Consider the following 23,924-nt stretch of genomic DNA (forward strand, 5'->3'; position numbering starts at 1 on the left):
ACTGCGGCTGCTGACCGGCCGGACCACGTCCGCCCCGCCCGTCTCGCGTTCCCCCGCACCCCTGCCCGGACTCCGGCCGGGGTTCCCGACCCGGCCCGACCGCGTACCGCGCGCCGCCCGGCCACCCTTTGACCGCTGGAGCACCCATGCCCGAGACGTCCGCGCCCCCGGAAGATCCGGTCACCGCCGGCTCTCCCTCCGCCCCGCCCGGCGAGCCCCCGGCCCCGAAGGCCGCCGCCCGCGCCGCCTCGGCACACGATCCGCGGCTGGCGGCCGAGCGGGTGCTGCCGCTCCGCCACCCGTGGCGGTGGGTACTCACCGCGGTGGTCGTCGTCCTGGTGGCCCAGTTCGCCCACGGGCTGGTGAGCAACCCGTTCTACCAGTGGAGCAGGTTCTCGTACTGGTTCTTCCGCCCGGTGGTGCTCGACGGTCTGCTGATCACGCTCGAAGTCGCCGCCCTCAGCGCGGTGTTCGGCCTGATCGGCGGAGTGATCCTCGCGTTGGGACGGCTGTCGCCCAATCCGGTGCTGCGGTCGGTCTCCTGGGTCTACATCTGGCTGCTGCGCTCGGTCCCGCTGATCGTCGTGCTCCTGTTCCTCTACAACTTCAGCGCGCTGTACCAGACATTGAGTCTCGGGGTTCCGTTCGGGCCGGCCTTCTTCGAGTTCGACGAGTCCCGGCTCGCCACCGACATGACCGTCGCCGTGGTCGGCCTCAGCCTCAACGAAGCCGCGTACGCGGCCGAGGTGGTCAGGTCCGGTGTGCTCTCGGTGGACCAGGGCCAGCACGAGGCGGCCTCGGCGCTCGGGCTGCCGCGCGGATACCAGTTCCGCCGCATCGTCTTCCCCCAGGCGCTCCGGGTGATCGTGCCTTCCTACGTCAACCAGCTCATCGGCCTGGTCAAGGGCACCTCGCTGGTCTTCTACGTCTCGCTGCTCGATCTGTTCGGCACCGTCCAGAGCCTCGGTTCCACCTACTCCGGGGACATCGTCCCGCTGCTGCTGGTGGCGACCCTCTGGTACGTCATCCTCACCAGCGTCATCTCGGTGATCCAGTTCTACGTGGAGCGCCACTACTCGCGAGGTGCGCTGCGCACCGTACCCCCGACACCGTTGCAGAAGCTCCGGGCCGGTGTCCGCACCGCCCGCTCCAGGATCGCGATCGGATCGAGCATATGAGCGTCATCGCCCCGCAGAGCACGAAGAGCCCCGTCCGCGCGGAGCCGGTGGCGGTGGAGATCCACCAGGCCCACAAGTGGTTCGGTGAGCACCAGGTCCTGCGCGGTATCGATCTGACGGTCGAGCCGGGATCGGTGACGGTGATTCTCGGGCCCTCCGGGTCCGGCAAGTCGACGCTGTTGCGTGCGGTGAACCACCTGGAGAAGCTGGACATCGGCCATGTGACGGTCGGCGGCGAGCCGATCGGGGTACGGCACCACCGCGGCCGGCTGAAGGAACTGCCCGAGCGCACCATCCGGGCGCAGCGCAGCCGGATCGGTTTCGTCTTCCAGAACTTCAACCTGTTCCCGAACCTCACGGTGCTGGAGAACGTGGCCGCCGCGCCCACCGCCATCGGCCTCGCCGACCGCGACGGCGCCCGCGAGCTGGCCCGTGCCCTGCTCGACCGGGTGGGGCTGGCGGACAAGGCGGACAGCTATCCCCGTCAGCTGTCCGGGGGCCAGCAGCAGCGGGTCGCCATCGCCAGGGCGCTCGCCCTGGAACCCGGAGTGATCCTCTTCGACGAGCCGACCTCGGCGCTCGACCCGGAACTGGTCGGCGAAGTCCTGTCCGTCATCAAGGAGTTGGCGACCGGGGGCACGACGCTGATCGTGGTGACCCACGAGATCGGGTTCGCCCGCGAGGTCGCCGACCAGGTCGTCTTCCTGGACCAGGGCGTGATCGTCGAGCAGGGGAAGCCCTCCGACGTGCTGGACAACCCGCGCGAGGCCCGCACCAGGGAGTTCCTCGGCAAGGTCCTCTGACTCACCGCACCCGCACCTGATAGCCAGTCAGCCACCTGTCGGAGCCAGCCTGTTCGGCCTGGCTCTCCTCCCCCACACGTCCTCTCACCTGTGCTCCATCACCCTCAAGGAACCGACATGTCCCGCCGCAGATCCCGCCTGTCCACCCTCGCCACCGCCGGCACCGTCCTGGCCCTCGCCGCCGGGCTCAGCGCCTGCGGTGACAGCGACACCGAGGACTCCGCCGGCGCTTCGTCCGCCGCCAAGGGATCGGTCGTCATCGGCGCCGCCTCGAACGGGGCCGCCAAGGAGATCACGCTGGACGTCCCCGAGGTCGCCTCGATCCGCGCCCAGCTGCCCAAGTCCGTCACCGAGGACGGGAAGTTCACCATCGGCCTGGGCATGCTCCCCGCCGGATCCCCGCCGCTCGGCTACGTCGGCGACGACCAGAAGACGGTCACCGGCTCCGAGCCCGACCTCGCCCGCCTGGTCGCCGCCGTCTTCGGCCTGAAGGCCGAGCCGAAGAACGCGACCTGGGAGAACCTGTTCGTGGGACTCGACAGCGGGCGCACCGAGGCCGGCTTCTCCAACATCACGGACACCGAGGAGCGCAAGAAGAAGTACGAGTTCGCCTGCTACCGCCAGGACAACCTCGGGTTCGAGGTGAGCAAGGAAGCGGCCTGGGACTTCGGCGGCGACTACAAGAACCTGGCGGGCAAGACCATCGCGGTGGGCTCCGGCACCAACCAGGAGAAGATCCTGCTGGAGTGGCGGGACAAGCTGAAGGCCGAAGGCAAGAAGCTCGACGTCAAGTACTTCGCGGACAACAACAGCGCCTATCTGGCGCTGAACGCCAAGAAGATCGACGGGTACTTCGGCCCGAACCCGGCCATCGCCTACCACATCACCCAGTCCGCGAGCACTCCGCAGGCCACCACCAGCGGCGGTACGTACTCGGGTGCCGGGGCTTCGCTCCAGGGGCTCATCTGCGCCACGGCGAAGAAGGACAGCGGGCTCGCGAAGCCGCTCGCGGACGCCATCAACTACCTGATCGAGCACGGCCAGTACGCGAAGTGGCTGGAGGCGTGGAACCTCAAGGACGAGGCCGTGCAGAAGGCGGAGGTCAACCCGCCGGGCCTGCCGATCACCAACTCCTGATCCACCGGGACCGCACCCCGGCCCGGCCGGGGTGCGGTCGCACGCACGACAGCAGAGAGGAAGACCCGTCATGGCACCCAGCGTGGTGATCGTCGGCGGCGGAGTCATGGGCGCCGCGGCGGCCTGGCGGCTGGCGGCACGCGGCCACCGGGTCACCGTGCTGGAGCGGTTCGGGCCAGGCCACGACCGGGGAAGTTCGCACGGCAGTTCTCGTATCTTCCGCCTGACGTACGCCGATCCCTGGTACGTCGGGCTCGCCCTGCGGGCGCTGCCGCTGTGGCGGCGGCTGGAGGAGGAGTCCGGCCGGCCGGTGCTGAAGGTCACCGGGGCGGTCGACCACGGGTCGCCCCGGGCCGTCGGGGAGCTCGCCGCCACGCTGGCGGCGGCGGGCCGTCCGGGACTGGTGCTCAGCCCGGCGGAAGCGGCCGAGCGCTGGCCCGGGCTGCGCGCCGACACGACCGTGCTGCACCACGCGGAGGGCGGGCGGCTGCACGCCGACGCCGCCGTGGCGGCGCTGCTCGCGGCGGCGTCGGACCTCGGCGCGGACGTCCGGCACGGGGTGCCGGTGCGCGGCCTGCGCCCGACGGGGAGCGGGGTCGCCGTCGAGACCGACCGGGGCGGCCCTGTCGTCGCGGACGCGGCCGTGGTCGCGGTCGGCGGCTGGTCGCCGTCCGTGCTGCCCGGCCTGGTGGACGGGCTGCCGCCGCTGCGGGTCACCCAGGAGCAGCCGCTGCACTTCGCGGTGGACGGTGCGCTGGAGTGGCCGGCCTTCGTGCACCATCCCGGCGCCGGGTTCGACGAGCCGGGAGGAGTGTACGGACTCGGCAGCGCGGACGGCGTCAAGGTCGGGTTCCACGCGGTCGGGCCGGTCGTCGACCCCGACGACCGGGACCGCACCCCCGATCCGGTGGCGGTCGAGCGGCTGGAAGCGTACGTACGTGCCTGGCTGCCCGGTCTGGACCCGGCCGTTCCCGAGCCGGTCACCTGTCTCTACACGTCCACCCCCGACCACGACTTCGTGGTCGACCGGCGGGGCCCGGTGACGGTGCTCGCCGGCTTCTCGGGTCATGGGTTCAAGTTCGCCCCCGCCATCGGCGAGCTGGCGGCGGACCTGGTCGAGGGCCGGCCGGGGGCCCGGCGCTTCGCCCTCGGGCGCCCTCTGCCCGCCACCGCCGGCTGACCCGGCCCGCCCCGCCCACCGTGCCGGAAAACGGCACGGTCCCACCGAAGGAAGAACGGCCTCACATGTCCACCGATGTCCAGCCACCGCACTCCCTCCCCAGGACCGACCCCGTTTCCTCCCTGCCCACGCGGTCCGAACCGCACGTGCTGGACAACGCCGCCTGGGCGGCCCTGACCGGAGCGCACCGCCGCTTCGCGGAGATCGTCGGCTCCGCCGCCCGCTACCAGACCGACGTCGCTCCCTTCGTGGCGCTGAGCGACTCCTCGGACCCGCGTGCCTGGGACGATCTGGCGGCGCTGCTCGGGCCCGGCGCGCGGACGGCGGTGACCGGGATCCGCAGCGTGCCGGACCACTGGGAGACCGTGGAGGAGGCGGGGGGTGTGCAGCTCGTCGCGGACACCCTGGTCACGCGCTCCGATCCGGAAGCCGTCCGGCTGACCACGGCCGACGTCCCCGAGATGCTGGACCTGGTGGGGCGGAACAGGCCGGGGCCGTTCCTCCCGCGCACCATCGAGCTGGGCGCGTACTGGGGGATCCGGCGCGGCGGAAAGCTGGTGGCGATGGCCGGGGAGCGGCTGCGGCCCCCGGGCCACACCGAGATCAGCGCGGTCTGCACGGACGCCGAGCACCGCGGCGAGGGCCTCGCCACCCGGCTGGTCCGCCATGTGGCCGACGGCATCCGGGACCGGGGGGACATTCCGTTCCTGCACGCGGCGGCCACCAACGAGAACGCCATCCGCCTCTATCTCTCGATGGGCTTCGCCCTGCGCCGGCGCAATCTCTTCGCCGTCGTCCGCGTCCCCGGCGGTGACCCCGCTGGGAACAGCTGACCCCGGAGCGGACCGGCCGCGTCTCCCCGTACTCCACAGCCGATCAGGAAAGGCACTTCCCCGCCATGTCGCAGTCCCCCTCCTCACCCCCGGAACCCCTCCATCTCGCCGTGGCCCTCGACGGCACGGGCTGGCACCCCGCGTCCTGGCGCGAGCCGGGGGCCCGCGCCTCCGAGCTCTTCTCCGCCGGCTACTGGCTGGACGCCGTGCGGGAGGCGGAGCTCGGCCTTCTCGACTTCGTCACCTTCGAGGACGCGCTGTCCCTCCAGTCCACCGACCCGGCCGCCGACGACCGGCGCACCGACCAGGTGCGCGGCCGTCTCGACGCGGTGCTGATCGCCTCCCGGGTGGCGCCGCTGACCCGGAACGTCGGGCTGGTGCCGAGCGTGGTGGCCACCCACACCGAGCCGTTCCACCTGGCGAAGGCCATCGCGACGCTGGACTTCGTGAGCGGTGGCCGTGCCGGGGTCCGGGTCAAGGTCTCCGCCTCGCCGCACGAGGCTGCCCACTTCGGCCGCCGGGACCTGCCGCCGTTCCGTCCGCAGGACTATCTGCTGCCCGAGACGCAGGTGCTGGTGCGCGAGCTGTTCGCCGAGGCCGCCGACTACGTCGAGGTGCTCCGCAGGCTCTGGGACAGCTGGGAGGACGACGCGGAGATACGCGACGCCGCCACCGGCCGGTTCATCGACCGCGAGAAGCTGCACTACATCGATTTCGAGTCCAAGTACTTCAGCGTCAAGGGCCCCTCGATCACCCCGCGTTCGCCGCAGGGGCAGCCGCTGGTGACCTCGCTGGCCCACGCGAGCCTTCCGTACGAGCTGGTGGCCGGGTCCACCGACGTCGGTTACGTCACCCCGCACGACGCCGCCGATGCGCGGGCGGCGACCGAGGAGATCCGGGCCGCCCAGGAGGCGGCCGGACGGGGCGGGGAGACCGTCCACGTCTTCGGGGATCTGGTGGTCTTCCTGGACGAGACGGCCGGCAGGGCGGAGGAACGCCGCCGCCGCCTCGACGACGTGGCGGGCGCTCCGCTGACGAGCGACGCCGAAATCTTCACCGGCACCCCCGCCGAGCTCGCCGATCTGCTGCTGGACTGGCAGCGGGCGGGCCTGAGCGGGTTCCGGCTCCGCCCGGCGGTCGCGGCCCACGACCTGCCGGCCATCAGCCGGGGGCTGGTGCCCGAGCTCCAGAGCCGTGACGCGTTCCGCCGCGCGTACGAAGCCGACTCGCTGCGCGGCCTCCTCGGCCTCTCGCGTCCCGCCAACCGTTACGCCCGGGTCCGGGCCGGAGGACAGTCATGAGCGACAACCTGAAGCAGATCCACCTCGCGGCCCACTTCCCCGGGGTCAACAACACCACGGTCTGGTCCGACCCCGAGGCCGGCAGCCAGATCGACTTCGCCTCGTTCAGCCACTTCGCGCGCACCGCGGAGCGGGCCAAGTTCGACTTCCTGTTCCTGGCCGAGGGGCTGCGGCTGCGCGAGCAGGGCGGTGCGATCTACGACCTGGACGTGGTGGGCCGCCCGGATACCTTCGGCATCCTCGCCGCGCTTGCGGCGGTCACCGAACGGATCGGCCTGGCCGGGACGATCAACTCCACTTTCAACGAACCGTACGAGGTGGCACGGCAGTTCGCCTCCCTGGACCACCTCTCGGCGGGCCGTGCGGCATGGAACGTCGTCACCTCCTGGGACGCGTTCACCGGCGAGAACTTCCGCCGCGGCGGCTTCCTCGCGGAGGAGGACCGCTACACCCGCGCCGAGCAGTTCCTGCGGACCGCCTGGGAGCTGTTCGACTCCTGGGCCGAGGACGAGGTCCTCGCGGACGCGGAGAGCGGGCAGTTCCTGCGCAGCGCGGACGCCGGTACGTTCGCCCACCGCGACCAGCACTTCGACATAGCGGGCCGCTTCGACGTGCCGCGCTCCCCGCAGGGGCGCCCGGTGATCTTCCAGGCCGGCGACTCCGACCAGGGCCGGGAGTTCGCGGCGGCCACCGCGGACGCCATCTTCAGCCGGCATTCCTCCCCGGAGCCGGGGCGCGCCTTCTACAGGGACGTCAAGGGCCGGCTCGCCCGCCACGGGCGCGAGCGGGAGGACCTGTTGATCCTGCCCGCGGCCACCTTCGTCCTGGGCGACACGGACGCCGAGGCGGAGGAGCGTGCGCACGAGGTGCGGCGCAGTCAGGTCAGCGGCCAGACCGCGATCAAGTTCCTGGAGCACGTGTGGAACCGGGACCTGTCCGGTTACGACCCGGACGGGCCGCTGCCCGACGTCGACCCCGACACCGGTGAGCACACGGTGACCCGGGGCCGGGCGAGTGTGCGGATGGTCCGCGATCCGCTGGCGACCGCGGCCGAGTGGCGGCAGCGGGCTAAGGCGGAGGGCCTGTCCATCCGGGATCTGGTGATCGAGACCAGTGCCCGGCAGACCTTCATCGGCTCGCCCTCGACGGTCGCGCGGGCCATCAACGACTCGGTGCAGAGCGAGGTGTCCGACGGCTTCATCCTCGCCCCGCACCTGGTGCCCGGCGGCCTGGACGAGTTCGCCGACACGGTGGTACCGCTCCTCCAGGAGCAGGGCGTGTTCCGTACGGAGTACGAGGGGACGACGCTCCGCGACCACCTCGGGCTGCGTACGCCGAAGGGCTGATCACCGCGGTGGGGCCCGAGAGGCGGCGAAACGCCCTCGGGCCCCGCGGATTCCGCGTTGCCCCGGCCGCCGCGATGTGATCGGCTGTGCGCGAAGAGGCAGTTGGGGTCCCTGGGGAGGGGCCGGGGCGAAGAGCCCTGTGGACGCTGCCGGGGGGAACACGGTGGACAGGGCCGGAACAACCGTACGTACGTGCCCGCGGTGCGGATCGGACATCGAGACGGACGACCGGTTCGTCACCTGGTGCGAGCGGTGCGACTGGAACGTCGACCCGAACCCGCCGGAGGAGAGGCTCGGGCGCCTGGAGCGCCGCCGGAAGGAGCTGACGGAGCGGCACGGACAGTCCCTGCTCGCCGAGATGACGGGCGGCGCGACCCCGGACCCGCACCGCAGCGCCTCCGCGGTGGCGGCGTTCGCCTTGGCCCTCACGGTGCACGCCTTCACTCTGGCGCTGGTGGTCGGCGGGGTCTGCCTCCTGGTGAGGGGCTGGGCAACCCCGTTGATGGCGCTGGGTGTTCTGCTGCTCGCGGTGGCGGCGACCCTGCTGCCGCGCTACCGCCGACTGCCCGACGGTGATCCCGTGCTCCGTCGCGCGCAGGCGCCCGAACTGTTCGCGACCATCGACGAGGTGGGCGCGGCCACGGGCACCCGGGGCGTGGACGTGGTCGTCCTCAACACCGGGTTCAACGCGAGCGTGACGGCCTACGGCCTGCGGGGCGGACGCCTGCTCACGATCGGTCTGCCGCTCTGGGAGATCCTCCCTCCTCAGGAACGCCTCGCCCTGCTGGGCCACGAGCTCGGCCACTTCGGCAACGGCGACACCCGGCGCGGGGTGGTTCTGGGAAGCGCGCTGAGAGCCCTCTCCGCTCTGTACTACTACACCGAACCGGTGCACCGTCCGGACATGATCGAGATGGTGTCCAACGCGCTGACCATGCTTCCCCGGGTGGTGTTGAGGGGGGTCCTGGGCACACTGGACCGGCTGACGCTGCGCGCGTCCCAGAGGGCCGAGTACCTCGCGGACAGGATGGCCGCCCACGTCGGTTCCTCCGCGGCCGCCGTACAGCTGACGGACCGTCTTCTGGTGCTGGAGTCGGCGGAGCGCGCTCTGCGCCGTGAGGTCGACGCCCGCCAGGCCGCCCGCCGCGGCGCCTCCGCCCCACAGCAGCCGTGGGCAGGCCTGTGGGAGAGTCTCGCGGCATACGTGGAGTCGATACCGTCGCCCGAGTACGAGCGCCTGCGGCGGGTGAGCGTCGTCCGGGGCCACAGCACCGACACGACCCACCCGCCGACCCATCTGCGCCGGGCTTGTCTGCAGTCGGGCGGCCCCACCGGGGCGGCGGTGCTCACCGACGAAGCCCGCGAGCAGCGGATCGACGCCGAACTGGCCGAGCCCCGAGTCGCGCTGGCCCGAAGGGTGTTTACCCACGGGATCGCCGAATGAGGGGCGGGCGACGGTCGCGCGCCGTCGCCCGTCGGCCGGTCCCTCCCTCTCAGTCCAGCGCGCTCCTGGTCTGCCAGTCGGTCCAGGACACGTTCCACGCGCCGTAGCCGTTGCCTTCCGCGATCACGCCCTTGGTGTCCGCGCCGGTGATCTCGAAGGGGTCTCCCACCTGGGTCTTCGCGTAGAGTTCGGCGGCGTTCGCGTCGCTCATGCCCACGCAGCCCGAGCTGTGGTTCGCGACGCCGAAGTACGCGGCGTTCCACGGCGCGGCGTGGGCGTACATGCCCGACCAGGTGAGCCGCATCGACGAGTCGACCATCTTGTCGTAGGCGTCGCCCAGGCCGACCGTCTCGGAGCGCATGTTGATGGTGCCCTCCTTCGCCATCAGTACGGCGGTACCGCGCCAGGACGCCTTGTCTCCGCCGGGGGTGCCTCCGGAGACGGGTATGTCCATGACGGTGCTGCCGTCCCGGACGAGCGCGAGCCGGTGGCGGTCGAGGTCGACCTTGACCACCTGCGCTCGGCCGACGGTGAAGGACATGGCGTAGTCGCGTACGAAGAACCCGCCACCGGGCCCCGAGTCGGTGCCGTTGAGACCGGCGTCCAGGGTGATCCTGGTGCCGGGCTTCCAGTACTCCTTCGGCCGCCAGTCGACGCGGTCCTTGCCGGAGTAGTCGCGCAGCCAGCCCCAGGAGCCCTCGGTGTGGTTCGAGGTGGTGACCTTGAGGGCCTTCTCCACGGCTGCCTTGTTCTTCACCGGGTTGTCGAAGACGACCGACAGTGGCTGCGCGATGCCGACGGTGACGTTCTTGCCCGGGGCGAGGGTGAGTTTGTTGACCAGGTCCGCCTTCGCCGTGGTGAACTCCTCGGTGTCCGTGCCGCCCCGGGTGTCCGTCGCCGTCACGCGGTATCCGGTGCCGGGGGCGGCGGGGCGGTCGGAGGTCCAGGTGCGGCCGTCCGCGGATATCCGGCCGTCGAGGGTTCCGCCGGAGTCGTCGGCGACCTCGACGGCGCGCAGGGTGCCGTCGGCGAGGGTCACCGTGACGGGTGCGCCGGCGGGAGCTCCGTCGCCCCGGAGACCGACCGACACGTCGGTGCGCTCCGTGCGGTGCGTGCCGCCCCCGGCGGAGGGGCCGCTGGCCGGTCCGGAGGCCGAGGCGCTGCCGGAGCAGGCGGTCAGGGTGGCGCCCAGGACCGCTGTCCCGGCCACCAGGGTGAACCGGGCCCTGCGGCCTGGCCGGTCGGCGCCGTCCCCGCGCGGGTTCGGTGGAGTCGTCGCGGCGGCCTTACGGGCGGGGGTGTCTCGGTGGAGTGGCATGACGGGACCATAGGACCCGCACACCAGGGCAAAAAGGGTGAACGCCCTCCGTGACAGGGACCGGAGCGGAACGGTCATCGTCCGGTCACATGGACCGCGCGGCTCCGTCACGGGCCGTCGCCACCATCCGTCTGCGGACCGGCCGAGCGGTCGGCCCGGCAGAACGGGGAGACGGGGATGTCAGCACTGCAGGTGGCCGGTGGCCACGAGGGACAGAGGGGCCTGCGGACGGGCCGGATCACCGCCGAAGCCCATCGGGCGTGGTTGTCGGCCCACCCCGGCGCGAGCTTCCTCCAGTACCCGTCGTGGGCCGGAGTGAAGGACGGCTGGCGGTCGGAGACCGTCGGCTGGCACCACGACGACGGGAGTCCGGCGGGCAGCGCGCTGATCCTCTACCGGCAGTTCCCCGGGACCCGGAAGTACTTCGCCTACGTGCCGGAGGGCCCGGTGGCGGACTGGGCGGACCCGGAGATCGACCGCTGGCTGGATCCGCTCATGGCGCATCTGCGGAAGGCGGGCGCCTTCGCCGTGCGGATCGGGCCCTCCCCCGACTACCGCCGCTGGGACGCCGCACGGCTCAAGGCGGCGACGGGACCGGGCCGGAGGATCGGTGACGTGCTCGCCGACGAGGTGGACCCGCTCGGCACGGCGGTCGCCGAACGGCTGCGCGCGCGGGGATGGCGGCGGTGCGGCGGGGACGGCGGCTCCGGGGGCGACGCGGACGCGCAGCCCCGCCACGTCTTCAGGGTGCCGCTCGCCGGTCGCACGCAGGACCAGCTCTGGTCGGGCCTCAATCAGGAGTGGCGCCGCAACATCCGCAGGGCGCGGAAGGCCGGTGTGCGCGTCGTCGCCGGAGACGCCGGACAACTCCCCGCATTCCACCGGCTGTTGCAAATCACCGAGGAGCGGGACAGTTTCCGGCTCGGCCGCTCCCTCGCGTACTACCAGCGCCAGTACGCCGTGCTCAACGCGGAGAGCCCGGGGCGGATGCGGCTTCTCCTCGCCGTCCACGACGGGGAGATACTCGCCGCGCACACCATGATCAGCGCTCCTGGCCGGGTGTGGTACCAGACAGGCGCGTCCGCCGACCACCGCCGGGAGGTGCGCCCGAGCAACGCGCTCCAGTGGCGGATGATGGTGGAGGCCCTCGACCGGGGCGCCGCGGTCTACGACATGCGCGGGGTACCCTCCACCCTCGACCCCGAGGACCGTGCCTTCGGCCTGCTGCGCTGGAAGCTGGGCACCGGCGGACAGGTGGTCGAGACCCTCGGCGAATGGGAGACATCGGTGGGCGGCGCGGCCAACAACACTCTGTACCGGGCGTTCCACGCCTATCTGGCGCACCGGTGACCCCGGGGGAGGCGACCGGACAGGTCGCGGCGGACGGGCCGGCGGACACCGAAGGGTCCGGTGCGGAGCCGGAGCGGGGCACGCGGAGGAAGGCCGGGTCGGCGCTGCGCAGCGGGGCCGTGATGGCGGCCGGCTCGGTGGTCTCCCGGGCCACCGGGTTCATACGCTCGGCGGTCGTCGTCGCCGCGCTCGGGACCGGTCTGCGGGCCGACGGCTACACGGTCGCCAACACCGTGCCCAACATCCTCTACATCCTGCTCATCGGTGGCGCGCTCAACGCCGTGTTCGTGCCCGAACTCGTGCGGGCGGCCCGGGAACACGCGGACGAGGGCGTCGCGTACACCCAGCGGCTCCTCACCGTCTGCACGGCGGGCCTGGTCGTGCTCACCGCCGTCGCCGTCGTCGGGGCTCCGCAGATCGTCGCCGCCTACACCGACTACTCGGGCGAGCAGGCGGAACTCACGATCACCCTCGCGCGTTGCTGCCTGCCCCAGATCCTCTTCTACGGGCTCTTCACCCTCCTGGGCCAAGTGCTCAACGCTCGGGGCAGGTTCGGCGCCATGATGTGGGCGCCGGTACTCAACAACCTTGTGGTGATCGCCGTCTTCGGGCTGTATCTCGGCTTCGCGGCCGGCGCGGGCGGCGATCCGGGCGCGGCACAGACGCGATGGCTCGGCTGGGGCACCACCGCCGGGATCGTCGTGCAGACGCTGGCCCTGATACCGGTGCTGCGGGCGGCCGGGTTCCGCTGGCGGCCGCGGTTCGACTGGCGTGGCAGTGGACTCACCCGGCCGTTGCGGGCGGCCGGGTGGCTGGTGATGCTGGTCCTGACGAACCAGGCCGCGTACTGGCTGGTGACCCGGCTCTCCACCCTCACCGGCGAACACGCGGTGGATCAGGGGGTGTCGGGGGGTGCCGGCTACACCGCGTACAGCAACGCCTATCTGCTCTGGGTGGTGCCGCAGGGGATCGTGACCGTTTCGCTGGTCACCGCCCTGATGCCGCGGATGAGCAGGGCCGCGGCGGAGAGAGACCTCGCAGGGGTGCGCCGGGATCTCTCGTACGCGCTGCGCACCTCGGCAGCGGTGGTGGTTCCGGCGGCCTTCGCCCTGTTCGCGCTGGCCCCTTGGGTGATGGGTTCGGTCTTCGGGTACGGCCGTACGAGCGGCGCCGACGTGACCGTGATGGCGGGGATGCTGAGGGCCTTCGCACCGGGTCTGATCGCCTTCTCCGGGCAGTACGTGCTCTCCCGGGGGTTCTACGCCCTCGGCGACACCCGTATGCCGTTCCTGCTCAATCTGGTGATCGCCGGGCTCAACGCGGGCCTCTCCGGAACCGCTTATCTGGTGCTGCCGGCGCGCTGGGCGGTCACCGGCATGGCCGGGGCGTACACCCTGGCCCTCTTCGCGGGCTTCGCCGTCACCGGACACGTCCTGCACCGAAGGCTGACCGGACCGGCCTCACGCCCCCGAGCGCTCTGGCGATCACCGGTGTTGTGGGCACACCTGCGGCTGATCGCGGCCTGCCTGCCCGCCTCGGCGCTGGCCTTCACCGCGGCCCGGGCGTGCGCCGGAGCCGGCGATCCGGTGGCCGCCCTGGCCGGAACGGCGGTCCTGTCATCGGTGATCGCCCTGCTGGCCCGCCCGCTGCGCCTGCGGGAGACCGGCGCGCTGCTCTCCTCCGCGCGGGCCCGGCTGCGCGGGTAGGAAAGGGTCCGCAGGAGGCGGGGCGGACGTCCTCCCCGCGGAAACCTCGTACACCCACAGCACTTCGGCCCTCCGCACGCGTCCGCGACACGCTTCGGGCCGGCCTCGACCATGATCGTTGGGATACTCGCACCATGCCACGTGTGCTCTTGATCGAAGACGACCCCTCCGTACGCGAAGGGGTCGAACTGGGGCTCCGCCGCCGGGGACACGAACTCCTGGCCGCCGGGACCGGGGAGGCCGGGCTGGAGGCGCTCGCCTCCTTCCGTCCCGATCTGGTGCTCCTCGACCTGATGCTTCCCGGCATCAACGGCGTGCAGGTCTGCCGGCGCATCCGCGAATCGAGCCAGTTGCCGATCATCATGCTCACGGCGCGTGGTGACGATTTCGACGTCGTCGTCGGACTGGAGGCGGGAGCGGACGACTACATCGTCAAACCCGCCCGCACCGAGGTCATCGAGGCGCGCATCCGGGCCGTCCTGCGCCGGCTCGGCGCACCGGCGGGCCCCGGCGGCACCGAGTTCCACGGCGATCTGGCCGTGGACCGGGCCGGTCTCACCGTCACCAGGGCAGGCGAACGGGTGCTGCTCGCCCCCTCGGAGCTCAAGCTGCTGCTCCATCTGTCGGCCTCGCCGGAGCAGGTGTTCAGCAGACAGCAACTCCTCGAATACGTCTGGGAACACAGCTTCTACGGTGACGCGCGGCTGGTCGACGCCTGCGTGCGCAGGCTGCGCCAGAAGATAGGGGACGAGGCCCGCAGCCCCCGGTACATCCAGACCGTGCGCGGCTTCGGCTATCGTTTCGGGCCGCTCTCGTGAGACTGCTGAGTCCCCATCTCGGCCTGCGCACCCGCCTGGTCGCCGCGTTCCTGCTGGTGGCCGCGATCAGCGCGGCCGCGACCGCGGCCCTCACCTATCGGGAGGCGCGCTCGGCGGTGCTGGAGCAGGCCCAGGACACGGCGGTCGGGCAGTTCCGCGACCGGGTGGCGGCGCTCGATCCGGCGCTCCCGCTGAACGCCCAGCGGCTGCGCTCACTCTGCGAGACCCTCGCCAGGGAGGGCAAGCCGCACACCTGGATCGTCTTCGCCGAGTACGCGGACCTGCGGGTCTCCTCCTCCGACCGGCCCACCTCGCAGATCCTCACCGACGGGCTGCGCGAGGCCGCCCGGGAGAACGCGCACGCCTCGTTCCAGCGGGTGGTCCGCGACGACCGCGCGTGGCTGACCATAGGCATGCCCGTCATGTTCGACACGGGCGACGGTCGCCACCGCACCGGGCTCGTGATGTACGCGGTGATGCCGCTGGCGCCGGAGGAGGCCAACATCGCGGCCATGGTCACGGCCGCCCGCAACGGTGCCCTGCCCGCCCTCCTCGTGGCGGTGGTCCCGGCGCTGCTTGCGGCCCGCAGCGTGGTACGCCCCGTACGCGATCTGCGCCGGGCGGCCGCGGGCATCGGGCGGGGCGAACTCGGCACCCGTATCGTCGTGCAGGGATCCGACGAACTCGCGCAACTGGCAAGGACTTTCAACGAGTCCGCCACCCAGCTCCAGAGCTCGGTCACCGAGCTCCGGCAGGCCGAGGAGCGGGCCCGGCGCTTCGCGTCCGACGTCTCCCACGAGCTGCGCACCCCGCTCGCGGGGATGCTGGCCGTCACCGAGATCCTGGATGAGGAGGCCGCGCAGCTGAACGCGGACACCGCGGCGGCGGTCCGGCTGATCAGCACGGAGACCGGCAAACTCGCCACCCTGGTCGATGACTTGATGGAGATCTCACGCTTCGACGCAGGTGCGGCGGACCTGCACACCGACGAGCTGGACGTCGCCGAGGCCGTCCGCAAGACCTTGCAGGTACGACGTTGGGAGGATCGCGTCGCCACCGAACTCCCGGATGGCATGCGGGCGGTGCTGGATCCTCGCCGCTTCGACGTGATCGTCGCCAACCTCGTGGGCAACGCCCTTCGGCACGGCGGGGAACCGGTCACCGTGCGATTGCGTCCGGAAGAACGGGACGGCACGCCGTTGCTGGTGCTGGAGGTGGCGGACGGCGGTGCGGGCATCGCGCCCGAGGTCCTTCCCCACATCTTCGACCGGTTCTACAAGGCCGACGCGGCTCGGACCCGGTCCAGGGGCAGTGGTCTGGGCCTGGCCATCACGCGGGAGAACGTACGGTTGCACGGCGGCACCGTCGAAGGCGCCAACGGGCCCGACGGGGGTGCCGTGTTCACCGTGGAACTGCCGAGGGGGGCGCGATGAGGGGTCCGCTGGGGGCCTTGGCCGTATCCGCGGCCCTCGCCGCCCTGGCCACGGGATGCGGCATCCGCCCCACCGACGTGGTCGAGGTCGGCGATCCGGCGACCGTCCGGCTCGCCCCGGCAGGCTCCCCGGTGACCGTGCTGTACTTCATCGGCCCGGCTTCCCCGCCCACGGTACTGCCGGTGACGCGGCGGGTGGCCGTCGTGGGCGGGCAGGTGAGCCGCCCCGGCCCGGACAAGACGCTGGCGATGCTCTTCGGCGGACCGACCGAGGCGGAGAAGGATGCGGGCATGTGGTCCGAACTTCCGGACGGAGCTGAAGCGTTGAGCGTGAACGTCGATGGACCGAAGGTCCGGATACGACTCGGCTTCTCCGTCACCAAGATCTCCACCCTCGCCCGCCTTCAGCTCGCCTGCACGGCGGCGCACCTGGGCGACGCGGAATCCGGCGGCGCCCAGGGCGGCTCCCAGGTGACGATCCGGGGCTCCGACGGGCCCCTCGAACCGTCGATCTGCCCCGTGTGACCCGCACCGGAGGAAGGAACCCGGCACAATTCCCGCCATGAAGATCACCGCGCGCGAACTGAACCGGGCGACCCTGGACCGCCAACTGCTGCTGCGACGGGAGCCCTTGGGTGCCGCGAACGGGGTACGCCGGGTGCTCGCCCTCCAGGCGCAGCAGCCCGCCTCACCGTACGTCGCACTGTGGAACCGGCTCACGGACTTCGATCCGGCGGAGCTGGACGCCGCGTTCGACGAAGGCAGTGTGGTGAAGGCGACGCTGATGCGGATCACCCTCCACGCCGTCCACACCGAGGACTACCGGGTCCTGCGCGAGGCGATGCAGCAGACGTTCTACGCCTCCCGGCTCGGGTTCCGCTTCGCGGCGGCGGGTCTCACCCCGCAGGACGCCGGCCGGCTGGTGCCGGACCTGCTGAAGTTCGCGGAACGGGGTCGCACGAAGGCCGAGTTGGAATCGTGGCTTGAAGAGCGAGTGGGTGCGGAGAAGAAGGACGGGGCGTTGTGGGGGCTGCGGGCGTACGCTCCCCTGCTGCACGTACCGGCAGGCGGGCCGTGGTCGTTCGGCGCCAGGGCGTCGTACGTGGCGGCGCCGTCCCGCCCGACGGTGGCGGGACCGGAACACGTGCCGGATGCCATGCGCCATCTCGTGCTGCGCTTCCTGAAGGCGTTCGGGCCCGCGTCGGTGGCGGACGTGGCGCAGTTCGCCATGGTGCGGCGGGGGCCGGTGCGCGAGGCGCTGCGGGCTCTCGACGGTGTCGTCGAGCAGCTCGAAGGGCCGGAGGGGACGGTGGTGTTCGACGTCGTCGGGGCTGGCCGTCCGGAGGCCGGAGTCCCGGCACCGCCCCGGCTGATGGCGATGTGGGACAGCGTTCTGCTGGCGTACGCCGACCGCAGCCGGGTGATCCCCGAGGAGTACCGGCGCGAGGTGATCCGTATCAACGGTGACGTGCTGCCGACGGTGCTGGTCGACGGTTACGTCGCGGGGGTGTGGCGTCCGGTCGACGGCGGTGTCGAGGTGACGGCTTTCCGCGATCTGACTCCGGCCGCCTGGGAGGGGCTCGCCGAGGAGGCCCGCTCCCTGAGCACCCTGCTGGCGGACCGCGACCCCCTGGCCTACAGCCGCTACCGCCACTGGTGGACCAAGCTGTCCGGATCGCAGGTTCGGGTCCTGGCTCCCCGGTGAACCGCCGCGGCCCCGCCCGCGCTACCCCGGGTGGGGCGGTCCGGGGCGGGGCGATCCGGCGGGTCAGCCCGTCAGCAGGGCGGCCGCCTGTTCCGGGAGGACCGCGAGCTCCGCGACGACGGCCCGGTGGTCCGTCCCCGGCAGGGTGCGTTCGCGGACGGAGACCCCCGCGAGCCCGGAGCCGTGCAGCACGTGGTCCAGCTGGACGAGGGGAGGCGCGATCCCCGCGCCGACGGGCCAGGTCGGCGCCCAGCCCTCGCCGAGTTCGGCGTGGGTGTCGGTGAGTCCGGCGGCCAGCAGGGAGCGCATCGGGGCGTGGTCCAGGGTGGCGTTGAAGTCACCGAGGAACACGGCGTCGGGTCCGTCGTCCTGTGCCAGAACGGCGAGGGAGTACATGTCCCTGCTCCACCGCCCGGGATTCCCGAGCGGGTAGTAGGTGTGGACGGCGACGAGCCGCACGGTGCGTCCGCCGACGGTGACCCCGGCGGTGGTCTGCGGCCACACGGTGTCGATGTCCGTGGTGTCCGCACCGGTCAGCGGGGTGCGGGAGTAGATCGAGGAGTCGTACTCGGGGTGCAGCGCGTGGTACGGCAGCAGGGCACCGAGGCCCGCCCGGTCGAGCGCGTCGAGCCCTCGCGCCGGTGTCTGCTCCACGGCGAGTACGTCGATCCGCTCGGCTCGGACCATCTCCACCACCGCCGCCAGGTCGACCGCCCCCTCGTCGGTGTTGAGGGTCGCCACCCGCAAGCGGGCGGCCGACGGCGGGACGGCGACGGAGTCGGAGACGAACCTCGGCGCCACCAGCCAGACTTGGGCCACGATCAGGAGCAGCGCCACGGCCGCCACGGCCCAGGACCGCAACGCGCGAACGGTGGTCGTGAGGACCAGCACCAGCAGCGCCAGGACGGCCGTGTGGGGGAACAACACCATCGGGACGGCGAGGTACGTACCCGCGTCCCGTCCCGTCAGCCGTACGGCGAGCAACGCGGCGGGTACGGCGAGCACGAGCCCGCAGGCCGCGAGCGCCCAGAGCCGCCCGCGCCCCGCGCGCCGCCCGCCACGCCCACCGGGGCGGCGCGAACCGGCCGCGCTCGCGGAGCCCGTACGGCCGGCGCCCAGCGCCGTACCGCCTCTCACGAGCTCTGCTCCGAGGTGTCCAGCACGCGCCGGAGCAGCGTGGTGAGGGTCTCCCGTTCGTCCGGGGTGAGGCCGGCGAGGAAAGCGTCCTGGGACGCCTCGGCGACGAGCCGCACCCGGCGCTGGAGGTCCGCCCCTTCCCCGGTCAGCGCGACGAGCTGACGGCGGCGGTCGGCCCGGTCCCGCTCGCGGCGCACCAGCCCGCGCTCCTCGACGGCGTCGAGGTAGCCCCCCAGATGACTGCGCTGGAATCCGAGCCGTTCCGCCAGCACGTGCTGGGGCAGCGGGCCGAAGTCGGCGAGCGCCGTGAGGGTGGCGAAGTGCGGGAGCCGCAGGCCGTGTTGGCCCACCGCATCCACCAGCGCCTCATGCCCGAGGCGTGCCACGTGACTGGCGAGATAGGAGGGCAGCGCGAGGAGGCCGGGCGGCCGGGACAGGGGTGCCGCGCTCTTCTCCGGGGAGTCCCCACCGGTCCCGCACGCGGGTTGTTCGCTCATGTGTCCACGATACAGGGGCAGTTGCTGGACGTAAGAATGACATCATGTAATGATTCCTCGGTGATATTAACTCGCCTGCCCGGCCTCAGCCCCGCCCCGCTCCCGGCACCTCCGGTCCGCCCGGTCCGCCCGGTCCGCCCGGTCCGCCCGGGGGAGGCTCGATGAGCGACATCCCCGCCCCGGCGTCCGAGGCTCCCGCCTACGCCCCGCCCCACGGCACTGCGGCGCCCTTCGCGGCCCTGCTCCTCGCCGTGCTCTCCTTCTCGCTGATGCAGACGATGGTCGTGCCGGTACTCCCTGAACTCCAGCGGGAGTTCGGGGCCTCCACGACGTCCGTGTCCTGGGTTCTCAGCTCCTTCCTGCTCACCGCCTCCGTCGCCACCGCGCTGCTGGGCCGGGTGGGAGACATGTTCGGCAAACGCCGTGTGCTCGTCGCCAGCCTCGCGGTCTTCGCCGTCGGTACGCTGCTGGCCGCGCTCTCCGGCTCGCTCGCTCTGCTGATCGTGGCCCGGGCCGTCCAGGGCGTCGGATCGGCCGCCTTCCCGCTCGCGTTCGGCATCGTCCGCGACCAGTTCCCGCGCGAGCGGGTGCCCGTCGCGATCGGTCTGATCTCGTCCACCTTCGGTATCGGCTTCGGCGTCGGGCTCGTCGTCCCGGGCCCCATCGTCGACGCACTGGACTGGCACTGGATCTTCTGGACCGGACTGGTCGTCGTCGTGGCGGGCGTCGCGGGCGTCGTGGCGTTCGTCCGGGAGTCCCCGGTCCGCTCCCCCGGCCGCATCGACTGGTCCGGAGTCGTCCTTCTGAGCGCCGGGATCGTGGCCCTGCTGACCGCCATCAGCCAGGGCAGGTCCTGGGGGTGGGCGTCGGGCCGGATCGTCGGCCTGTTCGTCGCCGCGATCGCGCTCCTCGCGGTGTTCGCGTACGTCGAATCGAGGGTGCGCGAGCCGCTGATCGACCTCGAACTGCTGCGCCGGCCGGCGGTGCTGACCAGCCATCTCACGGCTCTCGTCATCGGGTTCGGGATGTACGGGGCCTTCACCCTGGTTCCGATGCTCGCCCAGACCCCCTCCTCGGCCGGGTACGGTTTCGGCGCCTCCGTCACCGGGTCGGGGCTGTTCATGGTGCCGATGGCGGCGACCATGCTGATCGCCGGCCCGCTCGCCGGACGGATCGGTGCGGCCGCGGGGTGGAAGCTGCCGCTGGTGCTGGCCTGCCTCGTCGGCATGGCGGGCTTCGTCGTCTACGCGACCGCCCATGCCGACGCGGCGGCGATGTACGCGGGTTCGGCGGTGCTCGGCGTCGGCGTCGGCTTCGCCTTCGCGGCGCTCGCCAACCTCGTCGTCAGCGCGGTCGACCGCGGCCGGACCGGGGAGGCGACCGGCATCAACACCATCATGCGCACCATCGGCGGGTCGCTCGGGGCGCAGATCGCCGCGTCCCTGGTGGCCTCCCATGCGGTGCCCGGCAGCCGACTGCCCGCAGAGTCCGGCTACACGACCGCGTTCGTGATGTCGGCGATCGCACTGGCGGTGGCCGCGGTCGCGGCGCTCTCCGGTCCGGGGAGACTGCGGCGCGGCGCCGCCGGTGGAAAGCCCGCCGCCGGGGAAGCGTCCCCCGCGGGGGAAGTGTCCGGCACCTGACGCGACCGCAGTCCCCGCACCCACCCGGCCGTGTCCGGCCGGACCGACCATCGCAACGGAGTCTTCCCATGCCCGACTACGGACACGACCTGCTCTTCGGCACCATCCTGGTGCCGGTGTCCGAACACCCCGAGGACGCGGTCGAGCTGGCCCGGACGGCCGACCTGGCCGGGCTGGATCTGGTCAGCGTCCCGGACCACCCCTACCGCCCGGACCTGCTCGACGCCTGGGCGACGCTCGCGGTCATCGCCGCCTCCACCGCCAGGGTGCGGGTCTTCCCCAATGTCGCCAACCTGCCGCTGCGTCCTCCCGCGATGCTGGCCCGCACCGCCGCCGCCCTGGACCTCCTCACCGGCGGCCGGGTCGAACTGGGGCTGGGCGCGGGGGCCTACTGGGAGTCCGTCGCCGCCGACGGCGGCCCCCGCCGCACCCCGGGGGAAGCGCTCCGGGCCACCCGGGAGGCGATCGAGGTGATCCGGGCGCTCTGGACACCGGGCAGACGGGTCCACCTCGAAGGCACCCACTACGGACTCGACGGCGCCGCCTCCGGCCCCGCACCCGCGCACCCGATGGACATCTGGGTCGGGGCGATCGGCCCCCGGATGCTGGATCTGGTGGGTACGGCGGCGGACGGGTGGCTGCCGAGCGTCCCCCATGTCCCCCCGGCCCGGCTCGCGGCGGGTCACCGCGCCGTCGACGAGGCGGCGGAGCGGGCGGGCCGCGATCCGGGAGCGGTGCGCCGCCTCTACAACCTCTCCCCGGGCCGGGACGGCTTCCCGGCGGGACCGCCCGGGTCCTGGCCCGAGCAGCTGGCCGCGCTGACCCTCGAACACGGAACGAGCGCCTTCCTCCTGCCCGTACGGGAGCGGGGGCTGATCGAGAGGTTCGCCGCCGAGGTGGCGCCCGCGACCCGGGAGCTGGTGGCCGCCGCGCGTTCCGGCCCGGCAGGGGCACCCGACCCCGGGCGGGAGGCCGCATCCGCCCAGAGCCGTACGGGCGCGGAGGCGGGGACGCCGCGGGATTCCGGCACCCGGCTCTCGGTCCGGGCCACCGCACCCCCCGGGGAACGGCGGTCCGCCGAGCGCCCGTGGGACGAGACGACCCGCCCCTCGGCGCCGCCCGCCGGCCCGGACCGGCGGTACGCGGCCGGTGGGCCGGAGGCGGCGCGGAACCTCGTCGCCGCGCACGACCAGCTCCGCGCGGATCTCGACCGGCTGAGGCAGGCCGTGCGCGACGTGCGGGACGAGGCGAGGGACCCGGGAGAGGTCCGCTCCGAGATCCAAAGGCTGAGTCTGCGTCAGAACGTGTGGACGCTCGGGGCGTTCTGCGCCTCGTACTGCCGGGTGACCGCCCTGCACCACACGCGCGAGGACCAGGACCTCTTCCCCCACCTGCGGCGCGCCGATCCCCGCCTGGGACCGGTGCTGGACCGGCTGGCCGAGGAACACCACGTCATCCAGGGGGTGATCGACCGCCTCGACCGCGAACTGGTCGCCCATGCGGGGGGACAGACCGACGGGAAGGAGCTGGAGGCCGTGGTGGACCTGCTCACGGATGCCCTCCTCTCCCATCTCGCCTACGAGGAAGCCGAACTGATCGAGCCGATGGCGAGGTTCGGCACCGGCTGGTGACCTCCACGACCGGCGGGCGGGATCGGGCGGGGGCACGGGCCGACACGCGGTCCTGCCAGCCCCGCGCCCTCACGGGCCGGGCAGGACCGCACCCGGTCAGCCGGCGACCGTGGGGAGCGGCGGCAGGTCCAGGTGCTCGCGCAGGGTGGTGCCCCGGTACTCGCTGCGGTAGACCCCCCGTTCCTGGAGTTCCGGGACGAGCTTGTCGACGATGTCCGTGACGGAGGCCGGAAGCAGGTGCGGCAGGAGGTTGAAGCCGTCCGCCACCCCCTCGCGCACGTACCGGCTCCACTCGTCGGCGATCGACGCGGGGGTGCCGACGAAGGACGGGTGTCCCGGTGACACCTCGGTCACCAACTCGCGTATGGACAGGCCGCGTTCGGCGGCGATCTCGCGCCACTTGCGAATGGTCGCGAGCTTGCCGCTGCGCTGCTCGACGGCGAGGGTTCCCCGGGAGGGGTCGAGCTCCTGGTCGCTCGGTTCGATGTCGGGCAGCGGGCCGTCGGGGTCGTAGCCGGACAGGTCGGTGCCCCAGTACTGCTCCAGGAAGGCGATCGAGCGGGGGCCGTTGATCTGTTCGCCGCGTACCCAGCGGGCCTTCTCCTCCGCGTCGGCCGGGGTGTCACCGATGACGACGTTGGCGCCGGGCAGGATGCGCAGCGAGTCGGGGGTACGGCCGTGGCGGGCCAGCCGGTCGCGGAGGTCGGCGGCGTAGGCGGTGGCCTTGCCGAACTCGGTGTTGGCGGAGAACACCACGTCGGCGTGGCGGGCGGCGAGTTCACGGCCGCCGGGTGAGTCACCGGCCTGGAAGAGGACCGGCCGGCCCTGGCGGCTGCCCGGGACGGTGGCGGTGGCCCGGAACCTCACGAGGTCGGTGGCGCGCTCGACCGGTCCGATGACGCCGGGCGCCGCCCACTGCGCGGCGCTCCCGTCCCGTGCGATCGCGTCCGGCGCCCAGGACGCCCAGAGCTCCTTGGCCGCCTCGACGAACTGCCCGGCGCGCTCGTAGCGGCGTTCGTGCTCCAGCCAGCCGCCGTGCCGGAAGTTGGCTCCGGTCCAGGCGTTGTCGGTGGTGACGATGTTCCAGCCGGCGCGGCCCTCGGAGAGCAGGTCGAGACCGGCCAGGCGGCGGGCCAGATCGGCCGGGTAGTTGTACGTGGTGTTCTGGGTGGCCACCAGTCCGATGCGGGTCGTGACGGCGGCGAGCGCGGAGAGCTGGGTGATCGCGTCGGGCCGGCCGGCCACGTCCAGGTCGAAGACGCGGCCCCTGTTCTCCCGTACGCGCAGCCCCTCCCCCAGGAAGAACGCGTCGAACAGGCCGCGTTCGAGGATCTGCGCGATCTCGACGAAGGTCTCGATCGCGGTGTGCGAGGGGGCGTCGGGGTCGGACCAGATCAGCTGGGGTCCGACTCCGGTGTAGAACACGCCGAGGTGGAGCTGGGGTCGGGGGTTTCGTTCGGTCATG

The 23,924-nt window shown here is 72.5% G+C and carries 20 protein-coding genes; 16 read left to right on the plus strand and 4 right to left on the minus strand.

From position 1 onward, the window contains the following. Positions 1-146 precede the first annotated feature (146 nt). From ACWCWD_RS20815 to ACWCWD_RS20850, 8 genes are all read left to right on the plus strand, one after another. Positions 147-1,178 carry an amino acid ABC transporter permease gene (locus tag ACWCWD_RS20815; RefSeq protein ID WP_450774336.1) on the plus strand — a complete coding sequence of 344 codons (1,032 nt, stop codon included), beginning with the start codon at positions 147-149 and terminating at the stop codon, positions 1,176-1,178. Beyond that, positions 1,175-1,981 (plus strand): amino acid ABC transporter ATP-binding protein, encoded by an 807-nt coding sequence (locus ACWCWD_RS20820; protein WP_450774338.1) that lies wholly within the window; start codon positions 1,175-1,177, stop codon positions 1,979-1,981. The genes ACWCWD_RS20815 and ACWCWD_RS20820 overlap by 4 nt, the downstream gene beginning before the upstream one ends. A gap of 117 nt (positions 1,982-2,098) precedes the next feature. Beyond that, on the plus strand, positions 2,099-3,118 hold the full coding sequence (locus tag ACWCWD_RS20825) for a transporter substrate-binding domain-containing protein (RefSeq protein ID WP_450774340.1): 1,020 nt from the start codon (positions 2,099-2,101) through the stop codon (positions 3,116-3,118). A 70-nt stretch (positions 3,119-3,188) separates the two neighbouring features. Continuing rightward, positions 3,189-4,298: an FAD-dependent oxidoreductase gene (locus ACWCWD_RS20830; RefSeq protein WP_450774342.1), complete on the plus strand. Its 1,110-nt coding sequence runs from the start codon at positions 3,189-3,191 to the stop codon at positions 4,296-4,298. A 65-nt stretch (positions 4,299-4,363) separates the two neighbouring features. Next, entirely contained in the window at positions 4,364-5,131 is a 768-nt protein-coding gene (locus ACWCWD_RS20835) for a GNAT family N-acetyltransferase (RefSeq protein ID WP_450774344.1), read from the plus strand. A gap of 65 nt (positions 5,132-5,196) precedes the next feature. After that, positions 5,197-6,432 carry an LLM class flavin-dependent oxidoreductase gene (locus tag ACWCWD_RS20840; protein ID WP_450774346.1) on the plus strand — a complete coding sequence of 412 codons (1,236 nt, stop codon included), beginning with the start codon at positions 5,197-5,199 and terminating at the stop codon, positions 6,430-6,432. Further along, entirely contained in the window at positions 6,429-7,778 is a 1,350-nt protein-coding gene (locus tag ACWCWD_RS20845; RefSeq protein WP_450774348.1) for an NtaA/DmoA family FMN-dependent monooxygenase, read from the plus strand. The genes ACWCWD_RS20840 and ACWCWD_RS20845 overlap by 4 nt, the downstream gene beginning before the upstream one ends. Positions 7,779-7,917: 139 nt before the next feature. Further along, positions 7,918-9,222, plus strand: a complete 1,305-nt coding sequence (locus ACWCWD_RS20850) for a M48 family metalloprotease (protein WP_450774350.1) — start codon at positions 7,918-7,920, stop codon at positions 9,220-9,222. Between the two features lie 49 nt (positions 9,223-9,271). Here ACWCWD_RS20850 and ACWCWD_RS20855 read toward each other — a convergent pair whose 3' ends face one another. Continuing rightward, a complete protein-coding gene (locus tag ACWCWD_RS20855) occupies positions 9,272-10,540 on the minus strand; it encodes an Ig-like domain-containing protein (protein WP_450774352.1) in 1,269 nt (422 codons plus the stop codon). A gap of 177 nt (positions 10,541-10,717) precedes the next feature. Here ACWCWD_RS20855 and ACWCWD_RS20860 point away from each other — a divergent pair, with 177 nt between their 5' ends. From ACWCWD_RS20860 to ACWCWD_RS20885, 6 genes are all read left to right on the plus strand, one after another. Beyond that, positions 10,718-11,890: a lipid II:glycine glycyltransferase FemX gene (locus ACWCWD_RS20860; protein WP_450774354.1), complete on the plus strand. Its 1,173-nt coding sequence runs from the start codon at positions 10,718-10,720 to the stop codon at positions 11,888-11,890. Further along, positions 11,815-13,596, plus strand: a complete 1,782-nt coding sequence (gene murJ / locus ACWCWD_RS20865) for a murein biosynthesis integral membrane protein MurJ (protein WP_450774356.1) — start codon at positions 11,815-11,817, stop codon at positions 13,594-13,596. The genes ACWCWD_RS20860 and murJ overlap by 76 nt, the downstream gene beginning before the upstream one ends. Positions 13,597-13,730: 134 nt before the next feature. Then, the gene (locus tag ACWCWD_RS20870) at positions 13,731-14,414 is read left to right on the plus strand and encodes a response regulator (RefSeq protein ID WP_450774358.1); all 684 of its coding nucleotides are present in this window, start codon (positions 13,731-13,733) and stop codon (positions 14,412-14,414) included. Beyond that, positions 14,411-15,847, plus strand: a complete 1,437-nt coding sequence (locus ACWCWD_RS20875) for an ATP-binding protein (protein WP_450774360.1) — start codon at positions 14,411-14,413, stop codon at positions 15,845-15,847. The genes ACWCWD_RS20870 and ACWCWD_RS20875 overlap by 4 nt, the downstream gene beginning before the upstream one ends. A gap of 17 nt (positions 15,848-15,864) precedes the next feature. Continuing rightward, the gene (locus ACWCWD_RS20880; protein ID WP_450774362.1) at positions 15,865-16,371 is read left to right on the plus strand and encodes a hypothetical protein; all 507 of its coding nucleotides are present in this window, start codon (positions 15,865-15,867) and stop codon (positions 16,369-16,371) included. A 37-nt stretch (positions 16,372-16,408) separates the two neighbouring features. Beyond that, a complete protein-coding gene (locus ACWCWD_RS20885; protein WP_450774363.1) occupies positions 16,409-17,551 on the plus strand; it encodes a winged helix DNA-binding domain-containing protein in 1,143 nt (380 codons plus the stop codon). Between the two features lie 63 nt (positions 17,552-17,614). Here the strand turns inward: ACWCWD_RS20885 and ACWCWD_RS20890 are convergent, their stop codons facing one another. Beyond that, positions 17,615-18,688, minus strand: a complete 1,074-nt coding sequence (locus ACWCWD_RS20890) for an endonuclease/exonuclease/phosphatase family protein (protein ID WP_450774365.1) — start codon at positions 18,686-18,688, stop codon at positions 17,615-17,617. Then, entirely contained in the window at positions 18,685-19,185 is a 501-nt protein-coding gene (locus tag ACWCWD_RS20895) for a MarR family winged helix-turn-helix transcriptional regulator (protein ID WP_450774367.1), read from the minus strand. Before ACWCWD_RS20895 ends, ACWCWD_RS20890 begins: the two co-directional genes overlap by 4 nt. A 161-nt stretch (positions 19,186-19,346) precedes the next feature. Between ACWCWD_RS20895 and ACWCWD_RS20900 the strand changes: the two genes are divergently transcribed. Further along, a complete protein-coding gene (locus ACWCWD_RS20900; protein WP_450774369.1) occupies positions 19,347-20,828 on the plus strand; it encodes an MFS transporter in 1,482 nt (493 codons plus the stop codon). Between the two features lie 68 nt (positions 20,829-20,896). Then, positions 20,897-22,459: an LLM class flavin-dependent oxidoreductase gene (locus ACWCWD_RS20905; RefSeq protein ID WP_450774371.1), complete on the plus strand. Its 1,563-nt coding sequence runs from the start codon at positions 20,897-20,899 to the stop codon at positions 22,457-22,459. A gap of 96 nt (positions 22,460-22,555) precedes the next feature. On the opposite strand, the gene ACWCWD_RS20910 is transcribed toward ACWCWD_RS20905, so the two are convergent. Next, positions 22,556-23,923 carry an NtaA/DmoA family FMN-dependent monooxygenase gene (locus tag ACWCWD_RS20910; protein ID WP_450774373.1) on the minus strand — a complete coding sequence of 456 codons (1,368 nt, stop codon included), beginning with the start codon at positions 23,921-23,923 and terminating at the stop codon, positions 22,556-22,558. Between the last annotated feature and the right edge of the window lies 1 nt (position 23,924).

The sequence above is a fragment of the Streptomyces sp. NPDC001493 genome (assembly GCF_053597235.1).

Coding starts and splice junctions, on each gene's coding strand:
- ACWCWD_RS20855 (WP_450774352.1), bottom strand. CDS start 10,540: ATGCCACTCCACCGAGACACCCCCGCCCGTAAGGCCGCCGCGACGACT.
- ACWCWD_RS20910 (WP_450774373.1), bottom strand. CDS start 23,923: ATGACCGAACGAAACCCCCGACCCCAGCTCCACCTCGGCGTGTTCTAC.
- ACWCWD_RS20840 (WP_450774346.1), top strand. CDS start 5,197: ATGTCGCAGTCCCCCTCCTCACCCCCGGAACCCCTCCATCTCGCCGTG.
- ACWCWD_RS20835 (WP_450774344.1), top strand. CDS start 4,364: ATGTCCACCGATGTCCAGCCACCGCACTCCCTCCCCAGGACCGACCCC.
- ACWCWD_RS20900 (WP_450774369.1), top strand. CDS start 19,347: ATGAGCGACATCCCCGCCCCGGCGTCCGAGGCTCCCGCCTACGCCCCG.
- ACWCWD_RS20885 (WP_450774363.1), top strand. CDS start 16,409: ATGAAGATCACCGCGCGCGAACTGAACCGGGCGACCCTGGACCGCCAA.
- ACWCWD_RS20905 (WP_450774371.1), top strand. CDS start 20,897: ATGCCCGACTACGGACACGACCTGCTCTTCGGCACCATCCTGGTGCCG.
- ACWCWD_RS20830 (WP_450774342.1), top strand. CDS start 3,189: ATGGCACCCAGCGTGGTGATCGTCGGCGGCGGAGTCATGGGCGCCGCG.
- ACWCWD_RS20845 (WP_450774348.1), top strand. CDS start 6,429: ATGAGCGACAACCTGAAGCAGATCCACCTCGCGGCCCACTTCCCCGGG.
- murJ (WP_450774356.1), top strand. CDS start 11,815: ATGGGAGACATCGGTGGGCGGCGCGGCCAACAACACTCTGTACCGGGC.
- ACWCWD_RS20815 (WP_450774336.1), top strand. CDS start 147: ATGCCCGAGACGTCCGCGCCCCCGGAAGATCCGGTCACCGCCGGCTCT.
- ACWCWD_RS20860 (WP_450774354.1), top strand. CDS start 10,718: ATGTCAGCACTGCAGGTGGCCGGTGGCCACGAGGGACAGAGGGGCCTG.
- ACWCWD_RS20895 (WP_450774367.1), bottom strand. CDS start 19,185: ATGAGCGAACAACCCGCGTGCGGGACCGGTGGGGACTCCCCGGAGAAG.
- ACWCWD_RS20870 (WP_450774358.1), top strand. CDS start 13,731: ATGCCACGTGTGCTCTTGATCGAAGACGACCCCTCCGTACGCGAAGGG.
- ACWCWD_RS20825 (WP_450774340.1), top strand. CDS start 2,099: ATGTCCCGCCGCAGATCCCGCCTGTCCACCCTCGCCACCGCCGGCACC.
- ACWCWD_RS20820 (WP_450774338.1), top strand. CDS start 1,175: ATGAGCGTCATCGCCCCGCAGAGCACGAAGAGCCCCGTCCGCGCGGAG.